The sequence below is a fragment of the Shinella sp. R2-11 genome, assembly GCF_055330205.1.
Genome location: NZ_JBVAPC010000007.1, coordinates 123475 through 148449, shown reverse-complemented (window position 1 = coordinate 148449; position 24975 = coordinate 123475). Strand labels below are relative to the sequence as shown.

The window sequence follows — 24975 nt, the reverse complement described above, 5'->3', positions numbered from 1 at the left end:
AGGGACGGACCCAGCCAATGGCAAACGAAATGCACACCACCCGCACCAGGAATGGCCGCACCCGGAACGGCCGCGCTGTCGCCGTCTTCGCCATGGCGGCGCTCGCCGTCGCCCTTGCCGGCTGCGCCGACCGCCGCGCGACGGGTTCGCTGCCGGATGACTACCGCACGCGCCATCCCATCGTCGTCGGCGAGCAGGAACGCACCATCGATATCCCGATCGCCACCGGCGCCAGCGAACTGACGCGCGGCCAGGGCGAGGTCATCGCCGGCTTCGCATCGGGCTATTCCACCGAATCCTCCGGCATGTTCCGTGTCATCCTGCCGCGCGGCGCGCGCAACGATGCCGCGACCTCGGTCGCCGGCCGGCAGATTCGCAAGCTGCTTGCGCGCCATGGCATACCGGCCCGCAAGATCATGATCGAAAGCTATTCCGCCGGCGATCCGGACGAGGCGGCGCCGATCCGTCTCAGCTATTTCGCCATCACCGCCTCGACGCAGGCCTGCGGCCAGTGGCCGGAAGACATGACGATCAACACCTTCGAGAACAAGAACTACTACAATTTCGGCTGTGCCACGCAGAACAACCTCGCCGCCCAGATGGCCGATCCGAACGATCTGCTCGGCCCGCGCCGCGTGACGCCCGCCGACGCGACGCAGCGTGGCGAGGCGCTCGAACGCTATCGCGGCGCCTATACCGAACTGAAGGACATGTGACGATGAGCACGGTCGACTACACCTTCACGAGCGAGGCCGTTGAAAACCAGGCGGACGAGGCCGTGCGGCCGATGGACCTAGAGGCCGTGCGTCCGCTGCCGCGCATTTCCGTGCATGCCTTCTGCGAGAGCGAGGCCATGCTGCGCACCATGGAACGGTGCGGGCAGGACCGGCGCATGGCGAAGGTCAGCCTGCGCATCTCCAGCGCGAGCATCGCGGCGGCGGCCAACATGTTCGCCAGCGCGCCGACGCCGAACCTCCTGATCCTCGAGACCTCGACGGAGCCGCACGCCATCATGGACGAGCTCGCGCCGCTCGCCGAGGTCTGCGATCCCTCCACCAAGGTCGTCATCGTCGGCCGCTACAACGACATCGCCCTATACCGCGACCTGATCCGCAACGGCATTTCCGAATACATGGTCGGTCCGGTCGGCATGGCCGAGGTGCTGAACGCCATGGCGGCGATCTTCATCGACCCGGAGGCCGAGCCTCTCGGCCGCTCGCTTGCCTTCATCGGCGCCAAGGGCGGCGCGGGCTCCTCGACCATCGCACACAACTGTGCCTTCGACATCTCCAACCTGTTCCAGACCGAGGTGATCCTCGCCGATCTCGACCTGCCCTACGGCACGGCGAATATCGACTTCGACCAGGACCCGCCGCAGGGCATTTCCGAGGCGATCTATGCTCCGGACCGCCTCGACGAGGTCTTCCTCGACCGCCTCCTGACCAAATGCTCGGAGCATCTTTCGCTCCTCGCCGCGCCCTCGATGCTGGACCGCGCCTACGATCTGGAGCGCGGCTCCTTCCAGCCGGTCCTCGAAGTATTGCAGCGCAGCGCGCCAGTGACGGTGCTCGACGTGCCGCACGCCTGGTCCGAGTGGACCCGCATGCTGCTGTCCGAGGTGGACGAGCTGGTCATCACGGCGACGCCGGACCTTGCGAGCCTGCGCAACGTGAAGAACATGCTCGACGCGTTGAAGAAGCTCAGGCCGAACGACAAGCCGCCCCACCTGATCCTCAACCAGGTGGGCCTGCCGAAGCGCCCGGAAATCGCCCCGGCGGATTTCTGCGAGCCGCTCGGCATCGAGCCGGTCGCGATCATTCCCTTCGACGCGCAGCTTTTCGGCACGGCCGCCAACAGCGGCCGGATGATCGCGGAAATGGACCGCAAGTCGCCGACCGCGGAAACCTTCTCGCAGATCGCCCATCTCGTGACGGGCCGCGCGACGGTGAAGAAACCCAAGAAGGCCGGGCTCGGCAAGATGCTGGGCCTGATCGGACGCAAATAGGCCCCGAAGGGGCAATGCAACAGACTGGATGACGTGGCATGTTCGGCAAACGGGGCAATGACGGTTTCGGCAAGAGCGGCGCAGCGGGCCAGATGCCCCACGCCGCACCCTCGGCCGCCGCGACGGTGACGGCCGAACGGCCGGCCGCGCCCGCGCCCGTGGTCCAGCCCGCCTTCGAGCCGGCGCCCGCGCCGGCGGCTCAGGCCCCTGCGCCCGCCGCCTCCAGCCGCCGCCGCTCGCCGCGCACCGAAGACTATTACGATACCAAGAGCCAGGTCTTCTCCGCGCTGATCGACACGATCGACCTGTCGCAGCTCGCAAAGCTCGACACGGAAAGCGCGCGCGAGGAAATCCGCGACATCGTCAACGACATCATCACGATCAAGAACTTCGCGATGTCGATCTCCGAGCAGGAGGAACTGCTCGACGACATCTGCAACGACGTTCTCGGCTACGGTCCGCTGGAGCCGCTGCTGGCGCGCGACGACATCGCCGACATCATGGTCAACGGCGCCGGCAAGACCTATATCGAAGTGGGCGGCAAGGTGCAGGAATCGGAGATCCGCTTCCGCGACAACGCCCAGCTCCTCTCGATCTGCCAGCGCATCGTCAGCCAGGTCGGCCGCCGCGTCGACGAATCGAGCCCGATCTGCGACGCGCGCCTTCCCGACGGCTCGCGCGTCAATGTCATCGCCCCGCCGCTCGCCATCGACGGCACCGCGCTCACCATCCGAAAGTTCAAGAAGGACAAGCTGACGCTCGACCAGCTCGTCCGTTTCGGCTCGATCACGCCGGAGGGCGCGGCGCTGCTGCAGATCATCGGCCGCGTGCGCTGCAACCTCGTCATCTCCGGCGGCACCGGCTCGGGCAAGACGACGCTGCTCAACTGCCTGACGAACTATATCGACCGGGACGAGCGGGTCATCACCTGCGAGGACTCGGCCGAACTCCAGCTCCAGCAGCCGCATGTCGTGCGTCTCGAAACCCGCCCGCCGAACATCGAGGGCGAGGGCGAGATCACCATGCGCGACCTCATCAAGAACTGCCTGCGCATGCGTCCCGAACGCATCATCGTCGGCGAAGTGCGCGGACCGGAGGTTTTCGACCTCCTGCAGGCGATGAACACCGGCCACGACGGCTCGATGGGCACGATCCACGCCAACACGCCGCGCGAATGCCTCTCCCGCATGGAATCCATGATCGCCATGGGCGGCTACACGCTGCCGGCCAAGACGGTGCGCGAGATCATCGCCGGTTCCATCGACGTCATCATCCAGGCTTCGCGCCTGCGCGACGGCTCGCGCCGCATCACCCACATCACCGAGGTGGTCGGCATGGAAGGCGATGTCATCGTCACCCAGGACCTGATGCGCTTCGACATCCAGGGCGAGGATGCCAACGGCCGCATCGTCGGCAAGCATATGGGCACTGGCATCGGCAAGCCGCACTTCTGGGAGCGCGCCCGCTACTTCAACGAGGACAGGCGCCTGGCGGCAACGCTCGACGCGATGGAAAAGCCCTAAGGGCAGGGAGTGGCGCGGATGTTCGGGCTGGATATCACCATCGTTGCGATCTTCGCGCTGGCGGCGCTCTCCACCGCCGGCCTTGCCTATGGCGTGCTCTTCTCGCGCATCGAGGCCGAGAAGAAGACCGAGAGCCGCTTCCGCCGCGTGCAGGCCGCGGAGACCGACCAGAACAAGGCCAAGGCCGCGCGCGACCGCATGCAGGAGCTCTCCAAGCGCCGCAAGTCGGTGCAGGAATCCCTGAAGGACCTCGAAAAGAAGCAGCAGGAGCAGACGAGGCGCATCGCCACGACCCTGAAGGCGAGGCTGATGCAGGCGGGCCTTTCGATCACGCCCGCCAAATTCTACGTCTTCAGCGCGATCTTCGGCCTCTTCGCCTTCGTGCTGACGCTCGTGGCCGGCGCGGGGCTTCTCATCTCGCTCGGCGTCGCCTTCATCATGGGGGCGGGCCTGCCGCGCTGGCTCGTCGGCTTCCTCGTCAAACGCCGCATGAACAAGTTCCTCGAGGAGTTCCCCAACTCGCTCGACGTCATGGTGCGCTCCATCAAGTCCGGTCTTCCCCTGACGGATGCGCTGCGGCTGATCGCGGCCGAAGGCCAGGAGCCGGTGAAGACGGAATTCCGCAAGGTCGTCGAATCCCAGCAGGTCGGCCTCAGCGTGCCGGATGCCTGCGCCCGCATGTTCACCAATATCCCGCTGCAGGAAGTCAACTTCTTCTCGATCGTCATCGCCATCCAGAGCCAGGCGGGCGGCAATCTCTCCGAGGCGCTGGGCAACCTCTCCCGCGTCCTGCGCGAGCGCCGCAAGATGCGCGCCAAGGTCAGTGCTTTGTCGATGGAGGCAAAGGCCTCGGCGGCGATCATCGGCGCCCTGCCGTTCATCGTGACCTTGCTCGTCTACCTGACCTCGCCGGAATACATCATGATCCTGTTCCAGGATCCGCGTGGCCATCTCATCCTCGGCATTTCCGGCTTCTGGATGTCGATCGGCATCCTCGTGATGCGCAACATGATCAACTTCGACATCTAGGGCCGAGACCATGGTCGCCACGCTTACCGATCCCGCCATCCTGCTGCCGGCCTTCGTGATGATCGCCGTGCTGGCGACCTTCTACACGCTGGCGGCGCCCTATCTCGACCGCGGCGACCTCGGCAGGCGCATGAAGGCGGTGGCGCTGGAGCGCGAGCAGATGCGCGCGCGCGAACGCGCGCGCCTCAACACGCAGGCCGCCCAGAGCAAGGCCTCGCTGCGCGCCCAGCACAACACCTCCGTGCGCCAGGTCGTCGAGCGGCTGAACCTGCGCGAGGCGCTCGTCGACGTCAATACGGTGAACCGGCTGAAGCAGGCGGGCTACCGCTCGCAGAACGCGCTCAACATCTTCCTCTTCGCGCGCTTCGTCCTGCCCTTCGTCTTCCTGATGCTTGCCGGCTTCTACATCTTCTATCTCGGCTTCCTCGGCGACAAGCCGCTGCCGATGCGCATCCTCGCCACCGTCGCCATCGGCTATCTCGGCTTCTACGCGCCGAACATCTTCGTCTCCAACCAGGTGTCGAAGCGCCAGAAATCGATCCGCCGCGCCTGGCCGGATGCGCTGGACCTCATGCTGATCTGCGTGGAATCGGGCATTTCCATCGAAGTCGCCTTCAAGCGCGTCGCCGACGAGATCGCCATGGCCTCGCCGGAACTGGCCGAGGAACTGGTGCTGACCACCGCGGAACTCTCCTTCCTGCAGGAGCGGCGGGTGGCTTACGAGAACCTCGGCACCCGCATCGGGCTCGACACGGTCAAGTCGGTCACGCAGGCGCTCATCCAGGCCGAACGCTACGGCACGCCGCTCGCCCAGGCGCTGCGCGTGCTGGCGCAGGAATGCCGCGACCAGCGCATGAACGAGGCGGAGAAGAAGGCGGCCGCCCTGCCGCCGAAGCTGACCGTGCCGATGATCCTGTTCTTCCTGCCGGTGCTCGTCGCCGTCATCCTCGGCCCCGCCGGCATCCAGGTTTCCGACCGCTTCTGACAGCGGTTAACCGAACGAAAAAACGCCCCGGTCGAGCAATCGGCCGGGGCGTTGGCGTCTTGGGAGGGACGCTGGGATGAGCTTCAGTTGGTGCTGCCGCTGTCGTCCGCGGCGAGCTTCTTCCAGGCATTCTGCTGGGTCAGCATGGAGCGCAGATACGTGACATTGGCTTCGGCCTGCCCGGCGGTCAGTTCCTGCCTTGCGATGGTTTCCGCCTCCTGGAACCGTCCCTGCAGGCCGACGGTGAGCGCCAGGTTCTGGCGCACGCTGCTGTCGGCGCCGGGCTGCGTGGCGGCCGAGCGCAGATAGGTCTCCGCCGTCTTCAGGTCCCGCGTCAGGAGGTAGGACATGCCGAGATTGGAGAGCACGGAAGGCTCGTTCGGTCGCAGGTCGAGCGCCTCGCGGTAGCGCTGGCGGGCCTCGCCCGACCGGCCGAGCTGGTCGAGGATCGCGCCTTCCGCCGATTTCAGCTTCCAGTCCGGCCGGTCCGGCGTCTGGGCGCGCAGGATCGTGTCGAGCGCCTGCTGGAGCTGGCCGGCCGCCGCCTGCGCCTTGCCGTAGGCGGCCAGCACTTCACGGTTGTCGGGATTGCTGATGGCGACCTGCTGCATGACGGCGAGCGCCTGGTCGTTGCGCCCGTTCATGCGCAGGACGCTGGCATAGTTCATGCCGGTCTGCGGATCGCGCGGGTTCTTCTCGTAGGCCTTGCCGATGCTGTCGGCCGCCCCGCGCAATTCCGTCGCGTTCATCGCGCCGATCGGCTTGGATGTCGTGGAGATCGAGCCCGTGGTCGGGTTGTTCTTGCTGGCGCAGCTCGCCACCGCCACCGTGATGGCGAGTAGCGCCGCCCCTCTCAGAAGCGCCGAGCGAAGTGACGAACGCGTGCGGCTGATAGCCATGATCGGTCCCCGAAGCGATTTTCGCATCCCCGCGGCGTCAAGAATCACGCCGCAATCTCCACTCCAGCAATAATCTGTTAACCCTAACAGAATGTTAATTGCCCGATTCCCGGCTCTCTCCAAAGGTTCGCCATGGCCCCCTTCCAGTTCATCGACCGGCCCTCTCCCTTCAACACGAAAGGCGGCAGGACGCTGCCGATCTTCGCGATCACGCCGGCCCATATCGAAACCGGCACGATCGACCCGATCGCGCTCGACTGGGCGAAGAAGGCCGGCTTCAAGGCGGAGGCGGGCGCGCTGCTGATGGTGCCGACGGCCGACGGCCATCTCGGCGGGGCGCTGTTCGGCCTCGGCAGGAACCCGTCCGATGCGCCTTTCCTGACGGGCAAGCTCGCCCGCACGCTGCCCGCCGGCGACTGGCATATCGAGACTGCGCCGCTGACGGCCAACCGCCTCGCCCTCGGCTACGGTCTCGGCAGCTACCGTTTCGAGCGCTACAAGGCCTCGGCCTCCGAGGCGCCGACCCTGCTCATCCCGACCGATGCGGACGCCGCCGACATCAAGCGCCAGCTCGCCGGCGTCTTCCTTGCCCGCGACCTCATCAACACGCCGACCAACGACATGGGCCCGGAAGCGCTGGAAGACGTTTTCCGCGCGCTCGGCGAGCACTACAAGGCGAAGGTCTCGGTGATCGCGGGCGACGATCTTCTCAAGGAGAACTTCCCCCTCATCCACACGGTCGGCCGCGCCTCGGAGCAGGCGCCGCGCCTCCTCGAACTGCGCTGGGGCAAGAAGGGCCACAAGCGCGTGACGCTCGTCGGCAAGGGCGTCTGCTTCGACACCGGCGGCCTCGACATCAAGCCGGCCTCCTCCATGCTGCTGATGAAGAAGGACATGGGCGGTGCGGCCAATGTCATGGGCCTTGCGCTGATGATCATGGACGCCAAGCTGAAAGTGGACCTGCGCGTGCTGCTGCCGGTGGTCGAGAACTCGATCTCGGCCAATGCCTTCCGCCCCGGCGACATTTACAAAAGCCGCAAGGGCCTGACCGTGCAGATCGACAATACCGATGCCGAGGGCCGGCTGATCCTTGCCGATGCGCTTGCCTATGCCGACGAGGAGGAGGCCGACCTCATCGTCGACATGGCGACGCTGACGGGCGCCGCCCGCGTCGCGCTCGGCCCGGACCTGCCGCCCTTCTTCACCGACGACGACGACCTTGCCCACGACCTCACCGAGGCGAGCCTTGCGGTCGACGATCCGATGTGGCGCATGCCGCTCTACATGGGCTACGACAAGGACGTCTCCGCCCGCATCGCCGACCTCACCAATGCCCCGGCCGGCGGCATGGCCGGCTCGATCACCGCGGCGCTCTTCCTCAAGCGCTTCGTCACGCGCAACCGGCGCTGGGCGCATTTCGACATCTATGCCTGGGCGCAGGCCGAGCGTCCGCATTCGCCGGTCGGCGGCGAGGCGCAGGCGATCCGCGCGCTTTACCATCACCTGCGCGGCAGGACCGCCTGAGCTTTCCTTCGGGCGGTTGATACGGTAGCGTAACGATTGCGGGAAGCCCGTGGCTGCGCCCGTGATTGCACTCGCGACGCCTCGGAGGACTCGTGCCGCTCGATCTCAACCCCTCGCAGGCGCTCGGCCTCTGGCACGCGGTCGCCGTGGAGCAGGTTCGCGAGGACGGGCGGGACCTGACCCTGCGCCAGCTCGCCATCCTTCTGGAGATCTATCTCGTGCCCCCGCCGCATACCGTGCGGGGGCTCGCCGCCAGGCTCGGCGTCACCAAGCCGGTGATCACCCGCGCGCTCGACACGATGGGCGAGCAGGGGCTCGTCACCCGCGTGCGCGACGAGCGCGACCGCCGCAACGTCGTCATCAAGCGCACCGTCGAGGGGGCGCTCTATCTCGAACATCTCGGCGATGTTATCATCGCCAGGGCCCGCGCCCAGAATTCCTGAAGGCTTCCGCGAGAACATCATGAACGCCCTGCCAGACCGCCGCCTCAACGCCTTCCGTCCGGATCTCGCCGAAGAAGCCCTCAAGGGCACCGTCGCCGCCGAGCGCTATGTGACGGGCGTGCCGGCCCGCATCGCCCTGCCCGTCGCCGCCCTCCGGCCCCGGCCGGACGAGACCGCCGGCATCGACACGCAGGTCCTGTTCGGCGAGGGCGTGCGCGTGCTCGACCGTGCCGCCGGCTGGGCCTGGGTGAAGTCGGATTTCGACGGCTATGTCGGCTACCTGCCGGAAACCGCGCTGGATGCGGCCGCGGCGCCCGCCACCCATGTCGTCGGCGTGCCGCGCACCTTCGCCTATATCGGCCCGGATCTCAGGACGCCCGCCGCCTTCGCGCTTTCCATGGGAAGCCGGCTAACGGTCGTCGGCGAGAGCGAGACGCGCGGGACGCGCTATTTCACGCTGGAAGGCGGCCAGTCGGTCATTGCCGGCCATTGCCTGCCGGCCGGCGGGACGGCGGGCGGCGACTACGTCGCGATTGCCGGCCGCTTCCTCGAAACGCCCTATCTGTGGGGCGGCCGCTCCGGCTTCGGCCTCGACTGCTCGGCCCTCGTGCAGCTTTCCATGATGATGGCAGGGCGAAGCGCCCCGCGCGATTCCGACATGCAGGCCGCCGGCCTCGGCACGCCCGTCGCCCGCGAGGAACTGCGGCGCGGCGACCTCGTCTTCTGGAAGGGGCATGTGGCGATCATGGAGGACGAGACGACCATCATCCATGCCAACGGCCATACGATGAGCGTCGCCCGCGAGCCGCTGGCGGCCGCCATCGAGCGCACCGCCTATCTCTACCAGCAGCCGACGGGCTATCGCCGTCCCGTCTAGAGCTTTTCCGCTCGCGAAAACATTCATCCTTTTGCTTTGGCGCAATTCCGGACGCAAAACCGCTGCGCACTTTTGCTGGAATTGCTTTAGAATAACGTCTCGTAGATCTCCGGCTTGAAGCCGGCCGTAAGCTGACCGTCGCGGTCTAGGATCGGGCGCTTGATCATGGACGGCTGGGCGAGCATCAGCGCGATGGCCTTCTTCGCGTCGATATCCTGCTTGTCGGCGTCCGGCAGGGCGCGGAAGGTGGTGCCGGCGCGGTTGAGCACCGTTTCCCAGCCGAGCGCATCGACCCAGCGCGCAAGGCTCGCCTCGTCGATGCCTTCCGCCTTGTAGTCGTGAAAGCGATAGGCGATGCCCCGGGCGTCGAGCCAGGTGCGGGCCTTCTTCATCGTGTCGCAGTTCTTGATGCCGTAGATCGTGACGGTCACGCGTCTCTCCTCATGTCATGTGCCGCTTTCATAGAGCGCCGTAGAGGTCACGTCACCCCGAGATAGCGGCCGGGGCGGTGATTGATGGCGAGCGTCATGTTGACGACGACGGCGCCAAGCACCGAGAGCGCCAGCCGGTCCGCCGGGATGACGAAGAAGGCCGCGGCGAGGATGGCAAGGTCCACGCCGAGCTGGAAATAGCCGGCGCGCAGGCCGAACCGGTCCTGCAGGTAGATCGCCAGCACATTGATGCCGCCGAGCCCGGTGCGGTGGCGGAAGAGGATGAGCAGGCCCGTGCCGCAAAGCGCGCCGCCCATCACCGCCGCATAGAGCGGATCGAGATGGGAGAAGGCGATCAGGCCGGATGTGAGCCGGGTAAGGATCGAGACCAGCGTTACCGCGGCGAAGGTGCGCAGCGTGAAGGCCCAGCCGAGCTTGCGCACGGCAAGCACGTAGAAGGGCAGGTTGATGGCGAAGAACAGCCACCAGAAGCCGATGCCCGTCGCATATTGCAGGAGGAGGGCAAGGCCCGCCGTGCTGCCGGCGAGCAGCACGGCCTTGGTGTAGATCACCACGCCGAGCGCCACGAACATCGTGCCGACGACGATGGCGATGACATCCTCGTAGACGGAATGGCGCTCGGGCGGGTCGGCCGTCATGGCATCCTCACAGGCTCAGGAACTTCTCGATGACGGCATCGACCTCCGCCGTCTTCAGGCCGGCAATGTTGATGCGGCCGGAGGTCGGCATGTAGATGGCGTGCTCGGCCCGCAGCTTCATCACGTCCGCCTCCTCGAGCGGCAGCAGCGAGAACATGCCCTCCTGCTCGCGGATGGCGGTCAGCACCTGCCAGCGCCTCGAAAGGCCCGCGGCAAGGCGCTCGCGGATCGCGGTTATGCGCAGCCGCATGGATTCGAGCTCGGCCTTCCAGTCCGCCATCAGCGCCTCGTCGCCGAGGATCATGCTGACGACCGCGGCGCCGTGGTCCGGCGGCATGGAATAGCTGATGCGGGCGAGCGCCGCGAGGTTGGTGCGCACGGTCAGCGCCGTCTCGGCGCTGCCGCAGACGGCATAGATCGCCCCGGTGCGCTCGCGGTAGAGCCCGAAGGATTTCGAGCAGGAAACGGCGACCAGCGCCTCCGGCACGGCGCTGAGCAGGATGCGCAGGCCCGCCGCGTCTTCGTCGAGGCCCCGGCCATAGCCCTGATAGGCGATGTCGATGACCGGCAGCAGACCGCGCTCGGCGATAAGGGCGGCAACGGCGCGCCATTGCTCGGTATTGAGGTTCGCCCCCGTCGGGTTGTGGCAGCTCGCATGCAGCAGCACGGCATCGCCCGGCGCGGCGCCGGAAAGTGCCTCCATCATCCGGTCGAAGAGAACGGCCTGCGAGGGGATGTCGAAGAAGGGGTAGGTGACGACCTCCAGGCCGGCGGCCGTGAAGATGCTGGCATGGTTCGGCCAGGTCGGCAGGCCGAGCCAGATGCGCCGCGTGCCCATGCGCGCCATGAGGTCGCCGGCAAGGCGCAAAGCGCCCGAGCCGCCCGGGGTTTGCAGTCCGGCGGTCGCGCGGCCGCGGCCGGCCTCGCCCGTCGTCAGCGCCCACAGGCGTTCGAGGAAGACGGGATCGCCTTCCGGCCCGACATAGGCCTTGGTCTGCTGGGTCTCGACGAGACGGCGCTCGGCCTCCTTGACCGTGCGGAAGACCCGCGTCACGCCCGTTTCGTCGCGATAGACGCCGACGCCGAGATCCACCTTGCCGGCGCGCTCGTCCGCCCGGAAAAGGCCGATCAGGGCAAGCAGCGGATCGTCGGGCTGGCGGGTGAGGGCATCGAACATGGCCGGTTTCCTGTCTGGCTGGAGGGTGAAGACGATTTAAGGCAAAGCGCCCGCAAATTCGACCATGAAATTGCGGGGAAGGCGCAAGAAGCTTTTGTATTCTTGCGGCCTGCCGTAAGTTCCGTGCAGGTTTTTGCGCGAGGGGCGGGAATGGAGAAAAAGACCGGCGACGACATCGTCCTGGACCAGACCGACCGGCGGATCATCCGCCTGCTCATCGAGGATGCCGGGCTTTCCAACAACCAGCTCGCCGAGAAGGTGGGCCTGTCGCCCGCCCCGCTCTCGCGCCGGCTGGCGCGGCTGGAGGCGAGCGGCGTCATCCGCCATACGGTCATCGTCGATCCGCGTGCCGCCGGCATCGGCTTCCAGGCCTTCCTGGAGGTGACGCTGGAGCGCACGGCCCCGCGCGTCGGCGAGCGCTTCATCGATCTGGTGCGCCGCATGCCGGAAGTGGTCGAGTGCCACACCGTCGCCGGCGATTTCGATTTCCTCCTCAAGATCGCGGTCAAGGATGTCGCCGATTACCGGCGGCTGCTCTGGAGCGAGTTCGAGCGTATCGGCGAGATCAAGACGCTGCGCTCGACCATCCTGCTCGACAGTCCGAAGATGCAGGTGAGCGCGCCGCCCTGACTTTTCGGAACCTTCTTGCCGCAGGGCGGTTGCCGAGAGGAAGCCCGCCCCCATATGATGGGAAGGTGCCATGAGGAAGGTCCATTGGACAGGAACGGCAAGATCACGTCGGCCGCGCTGCTTGCGGCCATTCGCAATCGCCGCGGCCACCGGCCGCCGGAAAACAATCGCCCGGGCGATACCGTCATCGCGTCCTACAACGTGCACAAATGCATCGGCGTCGACCGGCGCTTCGATCCTGAGCGCACGGCCAGCGTGATCGCCGAGATGAATGCCGACATCATCGCCATCCAGGAGGCGGACAAGCGCTTCGGCGAGCGGTCGGGCCTCCTGAACCTGGAGGCGCTGGAGCGCGACTGCGGCCTCGTGCCGGTGCCGATCAACGCGCTGTCCTCCTCCGGCCACGGCTGGCACGGCAACATGATCATGATGCGCAAGGGCGTGGTCGGCGGCGTGCGGCAGCTGAAGCTGCCGGGCGTCGAGCCGCGCGGCGCGCTCGTCGTCCATCTCGACCTGCCGGTGGGGAAGCTGAGGCTCGTCGCCGCCCATTTCGGCCTCTTGAAGCGCTCGCGCGAGCAGCAGGCGATGGCGATCCTCGCCTCCGTCGCGGAAGAGGAGGAGATGCCGACCCTTCTCGTCGGCGATCTCAACGAGTGGCGCGTCGGCCGGCGCTCGTCGCTCTCGCGCTTGCAGCCGACCTTCGATCCGGCCTCCGGCGCGGTGCCGAGCTTTCCCTCCCGCTTTCCGGTTCTGGCGCTCGACCGGGCGCTCGGCCATCCGCACGATCTCGTCACCTCCGTCGAGGTGCACGATTCGCCGCTTGCGCGCGTGGCGTCCGATCACCTGCCGATCAAGGCCCATATCGACCTCAAGGTCGTCTGGGAGCGTGCTGGCGCGTCTACAGATAGGGCGAGCCGAGCCATGTGATGCGCTCGACGAGGCGCTGGGCGAAGGGCCGCGCATTGAGCGCCTCCAGCGTGACCTCCTCGGCATTCGACAGCGCAGCCGCGATGCGCCCGGTGATGCGGTCGGCGAAATCCGGGTCGATCACCTCGATATCCACCTCGAAGTTCAGCCGCAGCGAGCGCGGATCGATGTTCGACGAGCCGACATAGGTCCAGATGTCGTCGATGACCGTCAGCTTGGAATGGTTGAAGGCGCCGGAGGCGCGCCAGATGCGGCAGCCGTATTTGAGCAGCTGGTCGAACTGCGCGGTCATGGCGAGGTCGACCAGCTTGAGGTTGTTGGCCGAGGGCACGACGATGTCGATCTCCACCCCGCGCCGCGCCGCCGTGACCATCGCGCTGATCAGCTCGCGATCGGGCAGGAAATAGGGCGACATGATGCGGATCTGCTTCTTGGCGACCGACAGCGCGCCCATCAGCATGCGGTGGTTGGTCTCGAGACTCTTGTCCGGCCCGGAGGGCACGACGCGGGCGAGCATGCCGGTATCCGGCGCGTCCGGCGGCGGCGGAATGCGCCAGGCCTCGCCGGAAAGGTCGTCGCCGCCGGAAAAGCGCCAGTCCTCGTAGGCGATGCGGAAGAGATCGCTGACGACGGGGCCGGTGAGGCGGAAATGGGTGTCGAGCGCCGCGTCCTGCCCGGCGAATTCCGCGCAGAAGCCGGCGCGGATGTTGAGCCCGCCGGTAAAGGCGGTGGTGCCGTCGACGATGAGGATCTTCCGGTGGGTGCGCAGGTTCGCATAGGGCAGGCGCAGGCCCATGACGATATTGCCGTTGAACACGTCCGTCGGCACCTTCGCCCGCCGCAATTCCGAGACGATGGAGGGAATGGAGTAGCGCGCCCCGACCGCATCGATCAGCACGCGCACCTCGACGCCGCGCGCGACCGCCGCCGACAGCGCCTCGACGAAGCGCCCGCCGGCCTTGTCGCGGTCGAAGATGTAGGTTTCCAGCAGGATGGAGCGCTCGGCGGCGCCGATGGCGGTCAGCATCGCCGCATAGGCCTCGTCGCCGGTCGAGAGCACCGCGATGCGGTTGCCGGAGGTGAGCCGGCAGCGGCCGACGGCGTCGCCGAGGCGCTGCATGGCGGCGAGCGCCCCGCCGAAGCGCACCTGCATGTGGGCGTTGGAAACGTCGTATTCGTCGAGATGGTGCCAGCCGGCGGCAAGCAGGCCCTCGCGGCCGAGATTGAGGGTTTTTCGCCGGATGCGGTTCACGCCGCCCACGGCATAGATCAGCGCGCCGACCACCGGCGACAGCACGATGACGCCGACCCAGCCGATCGCCGCGCGCACTTCCTCCTTCGTCATCGTCGCATGGATGGCGGCGGGAACGCCGAGCACGATCGACAGCGCGACGAGGATATGCGGCCAGTAGGCGGAGAGCGTCTCAAACATGATGCGTGCGGATCATCCCAAGGCGGCAAGCTCTTTTGCTGCTTCTATATATTGCTTCGGGCGATACGAATGCGAGGGGGAAGGCCATCCCCCGCGCGAAAGATTTTTGCGGGCCGCCGTCAGTCTTCCAGCGTGCCCGGCTTGCGGTCCCTGCGGGTCGCTTCGCGGCAGGCGATCTTCATCAGGTCGTCGCCCCGGCGGGCGTAGCGGGCCGAGCAGCGCGTGGCGATCAGCCCGTCATGGCCGGCCGTGACGGCAAGCGTGCCGCCCGCCTCGCCCGGCCGGACGATGAGGGTGGCGAGCACGTCGCCGGCCTTCACCTCGTCGCCGATGTCGCGGTGGAAGAGCACGGTGCCGGGCTCGGGCGCCTTCACCATCTCGATATTGTCGAGCGGCACGGCAGGTCCCGCATAGGGCTTCGCCTTGTGCGCCGGGTCGGCGACGATGCCGCGGCCGGCGAGGAAAGCCCAAAGGCCGTCCGCATCGCGCCGCGCCATGTCGGGATAGACGTCGCGCCGGCCGCGCAACTCCACGGTGACGGCAAGGCGGCCCGGCACGGTCTTGAGTTTGCCGCCGCCCTGGTGCTTGACGGCATGGCCGACGGCCTCCTCGAAGGCGGTGCTTTCGCCGTCCGAGAGGAACACGGCCTCCATGTCGAGGGCCGATGCCAGATCCGCCGCCTCCGGCCAGAAGGCATCGTCGATATAGGCATACTGCAGGGATTCGTCGTCGCAGTGGAGGTCGAGGACGAGGTCGGCGCCGAGCGCCATGTGCAGCAGCGTCCGCTTCAGCCGGTCGGCGGCGCTGCGGCTTTCGAGCTTTTCGAGCAGCGTGTCGCGCCCGGCGAGTGCCACCAGCGGGAAGTCGCGGTTGAAATTGGTGCGCGAGCCGAGATCGAAGCGGCCCTCCATCTCGCCGAAATGATACTGCGCAAGGCCGATCGGATTGGCCTGCGGCACGACGGTGATGTCGCCGCGGATCGCGCCGTCCGCTTCCGCCGTCCGCAGGCGTTCCAGCAGGAAGTGGAGGAGCGCCGTGCCGGGCAGTTCGTTGGCATGCAGCGCCGCCTGGATATAGGCCGAGGGCGCCGCCGCGTCGCTGCCCTTGAAGCGGAAGACCGGCACGCGCCATTCGATGCCTGCCGTATCCCCGCCGATGATGATCTCGGAACGTTCCACGCCGTTTCTCCTCAAATTGTTTGCCGCGTTATGCGAATTGCCTGCGCATGGCGCAAGCCCCGGCAAGAAACGGGTTGAAACCGGCCGGGCAAAGCCCGATCTTGTGACAAAACGGGAACGGGAGCCGAAAATGACCGGCAAGACCCAGTATCGGATATTCGAAACGGCGGGCGGCCCCTGCGGCATCGCCTGGACGGCGGCGGGCGTCGTGCGCTTCCAGCTGCCCGGCGAGGATGCCGCAACAACGCGCCGCCTGCTGCTGCGCCGTCTCGAAAATGCCGAGGCCGCCGAGCCTGCCGAGCCGCCGCCGGCCGTCGCCCGGGCCATCGAAGCCGCGCAGCGCTATTTCGCCGGCGAGGAGGCCGATTTCACCGATGTGCCGCTCGACCTTACCGGCCAGAGCGATTTCTTCCGGGCGATCTACGATGCGGCGCGGCGCGTGCACTGGGGCGAGACGACGACCTACGGCACGATCGCCCGCGATCTCGGCGCGGGCCCGGAAGGCGCGCGCGAGGTCGGCCAGGCCATGGCGAAGAACCCCGTCGCCCTCATCATCCCCTGCCATCGGGTACTGGCCGCCGGAAACAAGGTCGGCGGCTTCTCGGCCCCCGGCGGCGCATCCTCCAAGTTGAGGATGCTGGCGCTGGAGGGCATTTCCTTTGCCCAGCCCGAACCGGCGCAGCAGTCCTTCGGGTTCTAGCCGGGCAGCGCGAGGCTCGTCAGCTTGTCCGGGTTGCGAGTAATGTAGATGGCGGCGATGCGGCCGTCGATGATCTCCAGCGCCGTGGTCTGCATGTGCCCGTCGACGCGGCTGAGGAAACCCGGCAGGCCGTCAATCATCGCATGGCCGAGGAATTCCGCCGGCGGGCCGGGCTTGCGCGACAGGCCGAGATAGAGCCGGATCAGCCGGTCGACGCCATGGATGGCGTTGGGGAAGGCGAGCACCTTGCCGCCGCCGTCCGAGCGCAGCGTCACGTCCGCCGCCAGCATTGCGCCGAGCGCCGCCGCATTGCCGGCGCGGCAGGCCTCGAAGAAGGCGCGCGTCAGCGCCTCGCCATCCTCGCGGGGGATTTCGTAGCGCGGCTGGTCGATCCGCACATGGGCGCGCGCCCGCGCCGCGAGCTGGCGGGTGGCCGCCGGGCTGCGCTTCAGCGTCGCCGCCACGTCGTCGAGCGGCTGGTCGAAGACGTCGTGCAGCAGGAAGGCCGCGCGCTCCAGCGGCGAAAGCCGTTCCAGCGCCACCATGAGCGTGAGGGTGATGTTGTCGGCGCGCATCTCCTCGTCCGCCGGCTCGATCAGCGGTTCGGGAAGCCAGGTGCCGGGATAGGTCTCGCGCCGCGCGCGGGCGGATTTCATCGCGTCGAGGCAGAGGCGCGAGACGATGCGGGTGAGCCAGGCGGCGAGCTCGGCCACCGCCGCGCGGTCGCTGCGGTGCCAGCGCAGCCAGGCGTCCTGCACGATATCCTCCGCCTCCGCATGCGAGCCGAGCATGCGATAGGCAAGGCGCAGCAGCCGCGGCCGCTGCGCCTCGAAGACGTCCGTGGCAGGGTCACGCCGCATGGCGCCGGTCGACCGGGTGCTCGGCGCGGAAGCCGACCTGCACGCGGTTCCAGACATTGATCGCGCCGATCGCAAACGGCAGCCATGCCTGCTCGTCCGGCGTGAAGACGGCCTTGACGGCCTCCCAGTCCGCATCGGGCGCGCCCGTTTCCGCCACCAGCGTCAGCGCCTCCGTCCAGGCAAGGGCGACCCGTTCCCGTTCGCTATAGAGCGGGGAATCGCGCCAGCCGGCGAGGAGGTGGATGCGCATGGGATCCTCGCCGCCCTTCAGCGCCTCGCCGACATGCATATGGATGCAGTAGGCGCAGCCGTTGATCTGCGAGGCGCGCACCTTGACGAGATGCGTGAGCGTCGCATCCAGCGGGCTCGCCTTGATGGCGGCTTCCAGGGCCAGCATCGCCTTGAAGGCGGGCTCGGCGCGTGTGAGGTAGTCGGTCATGCGAGCGGACATTCCAGTCTCCTTTTCAATCCTGTACCGTCATGACGAGGCAGGAACGCCGGATGTGACATGGAACTTCGAATTTTTTACCGGAAAGCAAAAGCCCCGGCGCGGACACCGGGGCTTTCTGGATTTCCGTCATACGGAGCTGGATTTCCGTCATGGAGAGGGACGCGCCCTCACTCCCACTCGATCGTGCCCGGCGGCTTCGACGTCACGTCGTAGACGACGCGGTTGATGCCGCGGACCTCGTTGATGATGCGGGTCGCGGCGCGGCCGAGGAAGTTCATGTCGTAGTGGTAGAAGTCGGCCGTCATGCCGTCGACGGAGGTGACGGCGCGCAGCGCGCAGACGAATTCGTAGGTCCGCCCGTCGCCCATGACGCCGACGGTCTGGACGGGGAGCAGCACGGCGAAGGCCTGCCAGATCTTGTCGTAGAGACCGGCCTTGCGGATCTCGTCGAGATAGATAGCGTCGGCCTCGCGCAGGATCTCCAGCTTGTCACGGGTGATGCCGCCGGGGCAGCGGATGGCGAGGCCCGGTCCCGGGAAGGGGTGGCGGCCGATGAACGAGTCGGGCAGGCCGAGCTCGCGGCCGAGCACGCGGACCTCGTCCTTGAAGAGCTCGCGCAGCGGCTCGACGAGCTTCATGTTCATGCGTTCGGGCAGGCCGCCGACATTGTGGTGCGACTTGATCGTCACCGAGGGGCCACCGGTGAAGGAGACGCTTTCGATGACGTCGGGATAGAGCGTGCCCTGGGCGAGGAATTCCGCGCCGCCGAGCTTACCGGCCTCTTCCTCGAACACCTCGATGAACAGGCGGCCGATGATCTTGCGCTTGGTCTCCGGGTCGGAGACGCCTTCCAGCTCGCCGATGAAGCGGTCGACGGCGTCGACATGGATGAGATGCAGATTGTAGTGCTCGCGGAACATGGCGACGACGTCGGCCGCCTCGTTCTTGCGCATCAGGCCGTGGTCGACGAGGATGCAGGTGAGCTGCGCGCCGACCGCCTCATGGATGAGAAGGGCCGCGACGGAACTGTCGACGCCGCCCGAAAGGGCGCAGATGACGCGCTTGTCGCCGACCTGCTCGCGGATCGCTTCCACCGCGCGGGCGCGGTAGGCGGACATCGACCAGTCGCCCCTGATGCCGGCGATCTTGTGCACGAAGTTGGAGAGCAGCTTGGCGCCGTCCGGCGTGTGCACCACTTCCGGATGGAACATGGTCGTGTAGTAGCGCTTCGCCTCGTTGACGCAGATGGCGAAGGGGGCGTTTTCCGAAACGCCGATGATCTCGAAGCCCTCGGGCGCGACAGTGACGCGGTCGCCGTGGCTCATCCAGACCGGATATTTCCTGCCGACTTCCCAGAAGCCTTCGAAGAGCGGGCTGGCCTTCAGGATCTCCACGTCGGCGCGGCCGAATTCGCGGGCATGGCCGCCCTCGACGGTGCCGCCGAGCTGGGTGGCGAGCGTCTGCTGGCCGTAGCAGATGCCGAGGATCGGCAGGCCGGAATCGAAGACGACCTGCGGCGCGCGCGGGCTGCCCTGGTCGAGAACGGAAGCGGGACCGCCGGAGAAGATGACCGCCTTCGGCTTCATGCGGTGGAAGGCTTCCTCCGCCGACTGGAAGGGGATGATCTCGCAATAGACGCCTGCTTCGCGCACGCGCCGCCCGATGAGCTGGGTCACCTGGCTGCCGAAATCGATGATGAGAACGCTGTCGGGATGGGCTGTCTGGGTCATGGCGAGCCTTTAAAGAATATCCTTGCGGCGTGCAACGGGGAAAAAGCCGGATTCTCAGCCTTTGAGCACGAGCGTTCCGTCGGCGGCAGCGGTTTCCAGCCTGTCGACGGCAGCGGCGAGCCTTTCGTCGATCACGTGCAGGTATTCCGTCCAGTCGCCGATATGGGTGAGCTCGGCCTTGCCGTCGGAAATGCCGCGAAGCGCGACGAGCCGGACGCCGAAGGCCTGGCAGGCGCGCAGCTCCGCATAGGTCTCCATCTCCACCATGTCCGCGTCGATGGCGGCATAGGCGGCGCCGGAAACCACGTTGGCGCCCGTCGAGAGCCGGGCTTCCGGCAGGCCCGGCACATGCACGGTCAGCGGCACCTCCGCCGGCAGGTCGAGGAAGGGCGTCGCGCCGCGGGTGAAGCCAAGGGGCGAGGCATCCATGTCGCGGTAGGAAACGGAGGTGGCCTGGTAGACGCCGGTCTGCTCCAGCACCGCGGAGCCGGCCGAGCCGAGCGAGACGACGAGGTCGGGCAGATTCCCCTCCGCCTCCAGGTGGCAGAGGGCGAGCGTCAGTTGCACGGCAGCCTCGACGGGGCCGACGCCCGTCATCAGCGGCGTCATGCGGGCCGCAAGATGCGGGCCGTATTCGGCATCGACGGCCATGACATAAAGGATGCGGTAGCGGCCGGCGGTCTTGAGGACGAAGCTCATTCGGTGATGTCCTCCCGCCCGCGCACCACCATCATCGTGCCGGTCATCGACGCGATCAGCTTGGCCGGCCCGTCCGTCAGGGCATAGCCGCGCCCGTCGGCGACGATGATGTTGCTGCCCGGCTTGGTGACCTCGCCGCGGAACAGGAAGCGCTCGCCCCGCCCCGGCGACAGGAGGTTGACCTTGAACTCGATGGTGAGGATCGAGGCGTCCGCATCGATGACGGAATAGGCGGCATAGCCGCAGGCCGTGTCGAGCGCGGCGGAAATGACGCCGGCATGCAGGAAGCCGTGCTGCTGCGTCAGCTTCTCGTCGAAGGGCAGCTCGATCTCCACAGTGCCATGGGAAATGCGGGTGAGCTCGGCGCCGATCAGCCGCATGGCGGCCTGCCGTTCGAAACTTCTCGAGACGCGGTCGGCAAAACCCGACGGAGGAAAGCCTGTCATGACCCCACTATCGCCGGAACGCCGGCGCTGAACCGAAGGTGGTCGAGGTTTGCACGGCACATGCTGCACTGCAAGCGCCGGGCGGCGATATCCCTCAGTTGAGGACGAGAATCGCGCCGTTGAGCGCCGTCGCGAAGAGGACCCAGGCGAGGTAGGGCAGGAAGGCGAGGGCCGAAGGGCGGTCCTGCCGCCAGGATGCGGCGATGAAGCCGGCGACGGCGATGTCGAGGGCGAGGATGACGATCATCGCCGATGCCGGATCCTGAAGGCCGAAGAACACCGGGGTCCAGGCGAAGTTGAGGACGAGCTGCGCGAACCAGAACCGCATGGCCATGGACCGGCGGAACGCCAGCCAGGTGCGGGCGCCCACCACACCGATGATCAGGTAGAGGATGCTCCAGACCGGCGCGAACAGCCAGTTGGGCGGGTTGAAGAAGGGCTTGGCAAGCGAGGCGTACCAGCCGCCGGGCACCGTATGGGCGCCGATGACGAGGCCGCCGCCGAGAACGAGGATGATGAAGGCGAGATAGACGAGGGGTTTGTTGCTCATGCCCTCAGAGCTAGTGCGCGCCGCGCCGTCGTCCAGAGGCGGGTCAGCGTCGCGGCATCAGGCCGGCAATGTGCTGGTCCCAGGCGACATCCGCGCGCCGGCCGGCAAAACGGCCGTCATAGGAGGAGACGGCAAAACCGTGCGGCGCGGCGGCGATGCCGGCGGCGTCCGCGACCGCCTCGTCCCTGACGACGCGGCCGGTCTTGGCGTCCAGCACGACGAAGCGCCCGCCATTCGGCGAGGTGAGGCCGACGAGCCCCTCGCGCCGGTTGACGGCGATGGCGCCGACATAGTTGGCAAGGCCGATCGTGATTTCTTCCGGAAGGTCGATGAAGGCGAGGTCCTCGCCCCTGCCGAAATGGCCGACGAGCGGCGGCAGGTCGTTGCGCGGCCCCTCGTACTGGCAGGCGAACCAGATGCGGCCCCTGTCGTCGAGGTCGATATGGCGCGTGGAGAGCTGGCGCAGCTTCTCCGGCAGCGCGTGGCGCTCGATAAGCGCCCCGGTCGCCGCGTCGATCAGGGAGAGCGAGGGCTCCATATGGTCGAGATTGAGCTTGGTGCGGCCGAAATCCGGGTGGGTCTCGATGCCGCCGTTCGCCGCGATCAGGAACCGGCCGTCGTCGCTGACGGAAAGGTCGTGCGTACCGATGCCGTAGGTGGAATATTCGCCGATGCGGCGGTAGCTGTCGCGGGCGTCGTAGAGGCCGATGACGCCGCGATTGGCGTCGAAGTCGTTCTCGCTGGCATAGAGCAGCCTGCCGTCCGGCGAAAAGCAGCCATGGCCGAAGAAATGGCGCTCCTGCGCGGCGGCGATGGTGCGCGGCTCGGCCCGGCCGCTCCGGTCGATGACGAGCGCGAAGGTGCCGGGACGGCGGGCGAAGGCGACGAGATGGTTCGTCGCGGGCGAAAAGGCCATGCCGTGGCTGCGGGCGGGAAGCGCCGTGCGGTCGATCACCGTCCCGTCCTCGGCCAGCACCGCGATGCCGAAGCGGCCGTCACGGTCCATGTAGCCGGAGGCGAAGACGGCGTCGGTGCGCGCGAGCGCGAAGGCCGGGCCGGCGCCGAGCGACGCCACGAAGGCCGTGCCCGCCATGCGCAGGAAGGCACGGCGGTCGAGCGCGGCGTTGGGCAGGCCCATAGCTTCCATCAGTCGCCGTCCGCGAAGGAGAAGCCGGCGCCGAGGCCGATCGCGCCGCCGAAATCGCCGTTGAGCGCCAGGATCAGGTCTCGCGTATTGGTGAGGAGGAAGCCGATCTTCTTCTCTTCCGCCGGCGTGGAGACAGCCTTTTCGATGTTGGGATCGACGGTCTGCGCGACGCCGCGTAGCGCCTTCAGCGCGAAATCGACATTGCCGCTGAGCGACGTGCGGCCGGGATCGACGAATTCGGCGATGCCGGACCGGTCGAAGAGCGTCTGCAGGCCTTCGAGATTGGCGTCGATCGAGACCCAGGTGTTGCCGGAGCGCCAGAAGACCGCCGATTTCGGCCGCGGCGTGCCGCCCTTGCGGTAGAAGGTCTCGATGCGCTGGTCGCGCACCGCTTCCGTTCCGTGCACGAGAATGCCGAGCAGGGCGGTCATCGCCTCCCGGCCGGTGCGGAAGACGGGGTTCTGCGGTCCCGGATGCTTCCAGTGCTGCTGGACGCCGTCGGGCGCGTCCCAGGCCGCCGTGAGCTGCCCGGCCGTTATCTCGATATGGCTGGCGACGGCGGCGGCGTAGCGGCAGCGGAAGCTTTCCGGTGTCTTTTCGAGGTCTTCAGAGCCGGTGCCGTAAAGCGCGAATTCGAGCGCGCCGAAACCCTGGATGGCGACGCTCTTGCCGCCCATCGCTGCGGCCTTCGTGTCCGCCTCGTCCGCCTTCTGGAGCAGCGCCTGCACCTGCTTGAGGCCGGTGCTCTTGCGGTCGGGGTAGAAGAGGATGCGCTCGAAGCGGTTGTCGTCGAGAACGGGGCCGATGCGCACCATCTCGATACGGCCCCAGTCCGCGACGGCCTGCCGGAAGGCGTCGTCCACCGCCTTGCGTGAATCGTCCGAAGGCGCCTTGCAGAAGGCGGTCGTCGCCTCGGCCAGCTTGCCGGCGGATGCCTCGAAGGCCCGGTAGCCGGGGCGGATGACGTCGTCGACGGCATGGGTCATGACGCCGACGACGCTCTCGTTGGTGAGCTCGGGCGGCGCGGCCGTCGCGTCTTCCTGCGCCATGGCCGGCAGGGCGGTGGAAAGCATCAGGCTTGCCCCGGCAAGGGCGGCGAAACGCAGGAAGGATGAACGCAGCATCGGCATCTACAGGCTCTCCAGGAAGGTGATAAGGGCGTCTCGGTCCTGCTTTTCCAGCGCGGCGAAGCGGTCGCGCGCCGCCTGTGCCTCCCCGCCGTGCCAGAGAATGGCCTCGGTGAGGTTGCGGGCGCGCCCGTCGTGCAGGAAGAACGTATGGCCGTTGACGGTTTTTGTAAGGCCGATACCCCAGAGTGGCGGCGTGCGCCACTCCCTTCCGGTCGCAACGCCCACCTGCTGCCCGTCCGCAAGGCCTTCGCCCATGTCGTGCAGCAGGAAATCGGAATAGGGCCAGATGAGCTGGAAGGCATGGGCCTTGTTGCCGGCATCGCGCCGGGTCACGAATTTAGGGTGGTGGCAGGAGGTGCAGCCGGTCTCGTAGAAGACCCGCTTGCCGGCGAGCGTTTCGGGGAAGCTCGCCTTGCGCCGCGCCGGCACGGCGAGGTTCTCGGCATAGAAGGTGACGAGGTCCATGACCGGCGGCGGCGCCTCGGCATCGCCGAGGCGCTTCTGCACGCCGTTGGGCCGTTCGAGGCAGGCGGTCTGGGCCGGCGTGCAATCGCCGTCGGGGAGCGGCACTTCCGGCGTCGATATGCCGATGTCCAGTGCGAAGGCCTCGGCGCTCTGCTGGCGCACGGTGGCGGCTTGCGCCTTCCAGCCGAACCGGCCGAGCGTCTTTCTGCCGGTCTTCGGGTCGATGGCGACGGCGGCCTTGCCGCTGATGCCGTCGCCGTCGGCGTCGTCAGGGTCGGCCAGCGCCAGGATATCGGCCTCGTGGATCGCCTGCACGAGGCCGAGGCCGAGCATCGGCTGGGTGACGCGCGGCGAGAGCGTCGTCGCCGGATCGAGGTCGCCATAGGCAAGGTCGGTAATGGAATAGGTGGGGCGGCGCAGCCTCACGACCTCGCCGCCGGCAAGCGTCACCGGGTCTTCCCTATAGTCGATGGCCATGCGGCCCTCGGCCTTGAGGCCGGGAATGGCTTGGTCCTGAAGCTGGCGGCCGTAGATGGGGTCCGGCAGGCTCATCGCATGGAAGCTCTTCAGCACTGCCTCTTCCTCCGCCGTCGCGGCAGGCCGGGCAAGGCGCAGGAACATCGAGGTCGCGTCCGCCGCACCCTCCGGCGGATGGCCGCGCCCGTCCTTGATGTGACAGGACTGGCAGGAGCGCGCATTGTAGAGCGGGCCGAGCCCGTCGGAGGCCTGCGTGGAGGAGGGGGAGGAGACCCAGAGCTTCTGGAAGAGCGCGTTGCCGAGCTTGAAGGTCTCGCGTTCCTCGAAGGTGATGTTCTCCGAGAAATGCGAGAAGCTGTTCACGTCGACGCTCGCAAGCGAGGTGGCGGCGCCGGCGGACATGGCCTCGTATTGCTCGGCCTTTGAGAAATCCGTCGCCGGTGCCGTCACGGCGGCGACACGCTTCAGGTCCTTCGCGGAGAGATCCCCGCGCTCCCGCGTGGCCGAAACGGCACTGCCGATGACGAAAACGCCCGCCGCGACGGTGAACGCGGCAGAAACCGCGAGCAGGCGACGGGCGGGGCGTTCTGTCATTGCTGGA

General features: G+C 67.4%; 26 protein-coding genes. 11 read left to right on the top strand and 15 right to left on the bottom strand.

The genetic code is table 11. The features are described from left to right. The first annotated feature begins 17 nt into the window (after nucleotides 1–17). The 5 genes from ACZ1A1_RS18100 to ACZ1A1_RS18080 are packed head-to-tail and all read left to right on the top strand — an operon-like array spanning nucleotide 18 to nucleotide 5542. Nucleotides 18–716 (top strand): CpaD family pilus assembly protein, encoded by a 699-nt coding sequence (locus tag ACZ1A1_RS18100; protein WP_463621000.1) that lies wholly within the window; start codon nucleotides 18–20, stop codon nucleotides 714–716. 2 nt (nucleotides 717–718) lie between these two features. Beyond that, the gene (locus ACZ1A1_RS18095; RefSeq protein ID WP_463620999.1) at nucleotides 719–2005 is read left to right on the top strand and encodes an AAA family ATPase; all 1287 of its coding nucleotides are present in this window, start codon (nucleotides 719–721) and stop codon (nucleotides 2003–2005) included. 38 nt (nucleotides 2006–2043) lie between these two features. After that, nucleotides 2044–3528 carry a CpaF family protein gene (locus ACZ1A1_RS18090; RefSeq protein WP_463620998.1) on the top strand — a complete coding sequence of 495 codons (1485 nt, stop codon included), beginning with the start codon at nucleotides 2044–2046 and terminating at the stop codon, nucleotides 3526–3528. A gap of 18 nt (nucleotides 3529–3546) precedes the next feature. Then, nucleotides 3547–4557, top strand: a complete 1011-nt coding sequence (locus ACZ1A1_RS18085; protein ID WP_313195515.1) for a type II secretion system F family protein — start codon at nucleotides 3547–3549, stop codon at nucleotides 4555–4557. Between the two features lie 10 nt (nucleotides 4558–4567). After that, nucleotides 4568–5542: a type II secretion system F family protein gene (locus ACZ1A1_RS18080; RefSeq protein WP_415214817.1), complete on the top strand. Its 975-nt coding sequence runs from the start codon at nucleotides 4568–4570 to the stop codon at nucleotides 5540–5542. An 83-nt stretch (nucleotides 5543–5625) separates the two neighbouring features. Here ACZ1A1_RS18080 and ACZ1A1_RS18075 read toward each other — a convergent pair whose 3' ends face one another. Then, complete coding sequence (locus ACZ1A1_RS18075; RefSeq protein WP_463620997.1) at nucleotides 5626–6441, bottom strand: tetratricopeptide repeat protein; 816 nt, start codon at nucleotides 6439–6441, stop codon at nucleotides 5626–5628. A 132-nt stretch (nucleotides 6442–6573) separates the two neighbouring features. Here ACZ1A1_RS18075 and ACZ1A1_RS18070 point away from each other — a divergent pair, with 132 nt between their 5' ends. The 3 genes from ACZ1A1_RS18070 to ACZ1A1_RS18060 all read left to right on the top strand — a co-directional run bounded on the left by ACZ1A1_RS18070 (nucleotide 6574) and on the right by ACZ1A1_RS18060 (nucleotide 9285). Beyond that, entirely contained in the window at nucleotides 6574–7965 is a 1392-nt protein-coding gene (locus tag ACZ1A1_RS18070; RefSeq protein WP_463620996.1) for a leucyl aminopeptidase family protein, read from the top strand. A gap of 92 nt (nucleotides 7966–8057) precedes the next feature. Then, nucleotides 8058–8408, top strand: coding sequence for a MarR family transcriptional regulator (locus tag ACZ1A1_RS18065; RefSeq protein WP_415214814.1), 351 nt, complete (start codon nucleotides 8058–8060; stop codon nucleotides 8406–8408). A gap of 19 nt (nucleotides 8409–8427) precedes the next feature. Next, nucleotides 8428–9285 carry a C40 family peptidase gene (locus ACZ1A1_RS18060; protein WP_463620995.1) on the top strand — a complete coding sequence of 286 codons (858 nt, stop codon included), beginning with the start codon at nucleotides 8428–8430 and terminating at the stop codon, nucleotides 9283–9285. A gap of 86 nt (nucleotides 9286–9371) precedes the next feature. Here the strand turns inward: ACZ1A1_RS18060 and ACZ1A1_RS18055 are convergent, their stop codons facing one another. Genes ACZ1A1_RS18055 through ACZ1A1_RS18045 form a run of 3 tightly spaced genes read right to left on the bottom strand, consistent with a single transcriptional unit; the run spans nucleotide 9372 to nucleotide 11552 of the window. Further along, nucleotides 9372–9716 (bottom strand): ArsC family reductase, encoded by a 345-nt coding sequence (locus tag ACZ1A1_RS18055; RefSeq protein ID WP_463620994.1) that lies wholly within the window; start codon nucleotides 9714–9716, stop codon nucleotides 9372–9374. A gap of 47 nt (nucleotides 9717–9763) precedes the next feature. Continuing rightward, nucleotides 9764–10375, bottom strand: a complete 612-nt coding sequence (locus tag ACZ1A1_RS18050; RefSeq protein WP_463620993.1) for a YitT family protein — start codon at nucleotides 10373–10375, stop codon at nucleotides 9764–9766. Between the two features lie 7 nt (nucleotides 10376–10382). Further along, nucleotides 10383–11552 (bottom strand): amino acid aminotransferase, encoded by a 1170-nt coding sequence (locus ACZ1A1_RS18045; RefSeq protein ID WP_463620992.1) that lies wholly within the window; start codon nucleotides 11550–11552, stop codon nucleotides 10383–10385. A 150-nt stretch (nucleotides 11553–11702) separates the two neighbouring features. Here ACZ1A1_RS18045 and ACZ1A1_RS18040 point away from each other — a divergent pair, with 150 nt between their 5' ends. After that, nucleotides 11703–12182 (top strand): Lrp/AsnC family transcriptional regulator, encoded by a 480-nt coding sequence (locus tag ACZ1A1_RS18040; protein WP_415214810.1) that lies wholly within the window; start codon nucleotides 11703–11705, stop codon nucleotides 12180–12182. Between the two features lie 84 nt (nucleotides 12183–12266). Beyond that, nucleotides 12267–13109, top strand: a complete 843-nt coding sequence (locus ACZ1A1_RS18035) for an endonuclease/exonuclease/phosphatase family protein (RefSeq protein ID WP_313195526.1) — start codon at nucleotides 12267–12269, stop codon at nucleotides 13107–13109. Here the strand turns inward: ACZ1A1_RS18035 and ACZ1A1_RS18030 are convergent. Together ACZ1A1_RS18030 and ACZ1A1_RS18025 are read right to left on the bottom strand one after the other, a co-directional pair. After that, a complete protein-coding gene (locus ACZ1A1_RS18030; protein WP_463620991.1) occupies nucleotides 13081–14541 on the bottom strand; it encodes a phospholipase D-like domain-containing protein in 1461 nt (486 codons plus the stop codon). The two genes, ACZ1A1_RS18035 and ACZ1A1_RS18030, sit on opposite strands and share 29 nt — an antisense overlap. Before the next feature lie 119 nt (nucleotides 14542–14660). Then, nucleotides 14661–15719: a peptidase M14 gene (locus tag ACZ1A1_RS18025; protein WP_463620990.1), complete on the bottom strand. Its 1059-nt coding sequence runs from the start codon at nucleotides 15717–15719 to the stop codon at nucleotides 14661–14663. A gap of 130 nt (nucleotides 15720–15849) precedes the next feature. Here ACZ1A1_RS18025 and ACZ1A1_RS18020 point away from each other — a divergent pair, with 130 nt between their 5' ends. Next, nucleotides 15850–16419, top strand: a complete 570-nt coding sequence (locus ACZ1A1_RS18020; protein WP_463620989.1) for a methylated-DNA--[protein]-cysteine S-methyltransferase — start codon at nucleotides 15850–15852, stop codon at nucleotides 16417–16419. Here ACZ1A1_RS18020 and ACZ1A1_RS18015 read toward each other — a convergent pair. From ACZ1A1_RS18015 to ACZ1A1_RS17975, 9 genes are all read right to left on the bottom strand, one after another. Further along, nucleotides 16416–17279, bottom strand: a complete 864-nt coding sequence (locus tag ACZ1A1_RS18015; protein WP_463620988.1) for a sigma-70 family RNA polymerase sigma factor — start codon at nucleotides 17277–17279, stop codon at nucleotides 16416–16418. The two genes, ACZ1A1_RS18020 and ACZ1A1_RS18015, sit on opposite strands and share 4 nt — an antisense overlap. Continuing rightward, nucleotides 17269–17730 (bottom strand): carboxymuconolactone decarboxylase family protein, encoded by a 462-nt coding sequence (locus ACZ1A1_RS18010; RefSeq protein ID WP_463620987.1) that lies wholly within the window; start codon nucleotides 17728–17730, stop codon nucleotides 17269–17271. The genes ACZ1A1_RS18015 and ACZ1A1_RS18010 overlap by 11 nt, the downstream gene beginning before the upstream one ends. Before the next feature lie 167 nt (nucleotides 17731–17897). Beyond that, nucleotides 17898–19460 (bottom strand): glutamine-hydrolyzing GMP synthase, encoded by a 1563-nt coding sequence (guaA, locus tag ACZ1A1_RS18005; RefSeq protein WP_463620986.1) that lies wholly within the window; start codon nucleotides 19458–19460, stop codon nucleotides 17898–17900. 54 nt (nucleotides 19461–19514) lie between these two features. Beyond that, the gene (locus ACZ1A1_RS18000; RefSeq protein WP_463620985.1) at nucleotides 19515–20159 is read right to left on the bottom strand and encodes a 5'-methylthioadenosine/S-adenosylhomocysteine nucleosidase; all 645 of its coding nucleotides are present in this window, start codon (nucleotides 20157–20159) and stop codon (nucleotides 19515–19517) included. Next, on the bottom strand, nucleotides 20156–20605 hold the full coding sequence (locus ACZ1A1_RS17995; RefSeq protein WP_463620984.1) for a PaaI family thioesterase: 450 nt from the start codon (nucleotides 20603–20605) through the stop codon (nucleotides 20156–20158). Before ACZ1A1_RS17995 ends, ACZ1A1_RS18000 begins: the two co-directional genes overlap by 4 nt. A gap of 94 nt (nucleotides 20606–20699) precedes the next feature. Continuing rightward, nucleotides 20700–21155 carry a TspO/MBR family protein gene (locus tag ACZ1A1_RS17990; protein ID WP_463620983.1) on the bottom strand — a complete coding sequence of 152 codons (456 nt, stop codon included), beginning with the start codon at nucleotides 21153–21155 and terminating at the stop codon, nucleotides 20700–20702. A gap of 43 nt (nucleotides 21156–21198) precedes the next feature. Further along, a complete protein-coding gene (locus tag ACZ1A1_RS17985; RefSeq protein WP_463620982.1) occupies nucleotides 21199–22302 on the bottom strand; it encodes a DUF1513 domain-containing protein in 1104 nt (367 codons plus the stop codon). Next, nucleotides 22302–23426, bottom strand: coding sequence for an imelysin family protein (locus ACZ1A1_RS17980; RefSeq protein WP_463620981.1), 1125 nt, complete (start codon nucleotides 23424–23426; stop codon nucleotides 22302–22304). Before ACZ1A1_RS17980 ends, ACZ1A1_RS17985 begins: the two co-directional genes overlap by 1 nt. 6 nt (nucleotides 23427–23432) lie before the next feature. Then, nucleotides 23433–24968, bottom strand: coding sequence for a di-heme oxidoreductase family protein (locus tag ACZ1A1_RS17975; RefSeq protein ID WP_463620980.1), 1536 nt, complete (start codon nucleotides 24966–24968; stop codon nucleotides 23433–23435). Nucleotides 24969–24975 lie beyond the last annotated feature (7 nt).

What these genes read in the sequence shown, in the direction of transcription:
- ACZ1A1_RS18100 (WP_463621000.1), top strand. Translation starts at nt 18, where the DNA reads ATGGCAAACGAAATGCACACCACCCGCACCAGGAATGGCCGCACCCGG.
- ACZ1A1_RS18095 (WP_463620999.1), top strand. Translation starts at nt 719, where the DNA reads ATGAGCACGGTCGACTACACCTTCACGAGCGAGGCCGTTGAAAACCAG.
- ACZ1A1_RS18090 (WP_463620998.1), top strand. Translation starts at nt 2,044, where the DNA reads ATGTTCGGCAAACGGGGCAATGACGGTTTCGGCAAGAGCGGCGCAGCG.
- ACZ1A1_RS18085 (WP_313195515.1), top strand. Translation starts at nt 3,547, where the DNA reads ATGTTCGGGCTGGATATCACCATCGTTGCGATCTTCGCGCTGGCGGCG.
- ACZ1A1_RS18080 (WP_415214817.1), top strand. Translation starts at nt 4,568, where the DNA reads ATGGTCGCCACGCTTACCGATCCCGCCATCCTGCTGCCGGCCTTCGTG.
- ACZ1A1_RS18075 (WP_463620997.1), bottom strand. Translation starts at nt 6,441, where the DNA reads ATGGCTATCAGCCGCACGCGTTCGTCACTTCGCTCGGCGCTTCTGAGA.
- ACZ1A1_RS18070 (WP_463620996.1), top strand. Translation starts at nt 6,574, where the DNA reads ATGGCCCCCTTCCAGTTCATCGACCGGCCCTCTCCCTTCAACACGAAA.
- ACZ1A1_RS18060 (WP_463620995.1), top strand. Translation starts at nt 8,428, where the DNA reads ATGAACGCCCTGCCAGACCGCCGCCTCAACGCCTTCCGTCCGGATCTC.
- ACZ1A1_RS18050 (WP_463620993.1), bottom strand. Translation starts at nt 10,375, where the DNA reads ATGACGGCCGACCCGCCCGAGCGCCATTCCGTCTACGAGGATGTCATC.
- ACZ1A1_RS18045 (WP_463620992.1), bottom strand. Translation starts at nt 11,552, where the DNA reads ATGTTCGATGCCCTCACCCGCCAGCCCGACGATCCGCTGCTTGCCCTG.
- ACZ1A1_RS18040 (WP_415214810.1), top strand. Translation starts at nt 11,703, where the DNA reads ATGGAGAAAAAGACCGGCGACGACATCGTCCTGGACCAGACCGACCGG.
- ACZ1A1_RS18030 (WP_463620991.1), bottom strand. Translation starts at nt 14,541, where the DNA reads ATGTTTGAGACGCTCTCCGCCTACTGGCCGCATATCCTCGTCGCGCTG.
- ACZ1A1_RS18020 (WP_463620989.1), top strand. Translation starts at nt 15,850, where the DNA reads ATGACCGGCAAGACCCAGTATCGGATATTCGAAACGGCGGGCGGCCCC.
- ACZ1A1_RS18015 (WP_463620988.1), bottom strand. Translation starts at nt 17,279, where the DNA reads ATGCGGCGTGACCCTGCCACGGACGTCTTCGAGGCGCAGCGGCCGCGG.
- ACZ1A1_RS18010 (WP_463620987.1), bottom strand. Translation starts at nt 17,730, where the DNA reads ATGTCCGCTCGCATGACCGACTACCTCACACGCGCCGAGCCCGCCTTC.
- guaA (WP_463620986.1), bottom strand. Translation starts at nt 19,460, where the DNA reads ATGACCCAGACAGCCCATCCCGACAGCGTTCTCATCATCGATTTCGGC.
- ACZ1A1_RS18000 (WP_463620985.1), bottom strand. Translation starts at nt 20,159, where the DNA reads ATGAGCTTCGTCCTCAAGACCGCCGGCCGCTACCGCATCCTTTATGTC.
- ACZ1A1_RS17995 (WP_463620984.1), bottom strand. Translation starts at nt 20,605, where the DNA reads ATGACAGGCTTTCCTCCGTCGGGTTTTGCCGACCGCGTCTCGAGAAGT.
- ACZ1A1_RS17990 (WP_463620983.1), bottom strand. Translation starts at nt 21,155, where the DNA reads ATGAGCAACAAACCCCTCGTCTATCTCGCCTTCATCATCCTCGTTCTC.
- ACZ1A1_RS17985 (WP_463620982.1), bottom strand. Translation starts at nt 22,302, where the DNA reads ATGGAAGCTATGGGCCTGCCCAACGCCGCGCTCGACCGCCGTGCCTTC.
- ACZ1A1_RS17980 (WP_463620981.1), bottom strand. Translation starts at nt 23,426, where the DNA reads ATGCTGCGTTCATCCTTCCTGCGTTTCGCCGCCCTTGCCGGGGCAAGC.
- ACZ1A1_RS17975 (WP_463620980.1), bottom strand. Translation starts at nt 24,968, where the DNA reads ATGACAGAACGCCCCGCCCGTCGCCTGCTCGCGGTTTCTGCCGCGTTC.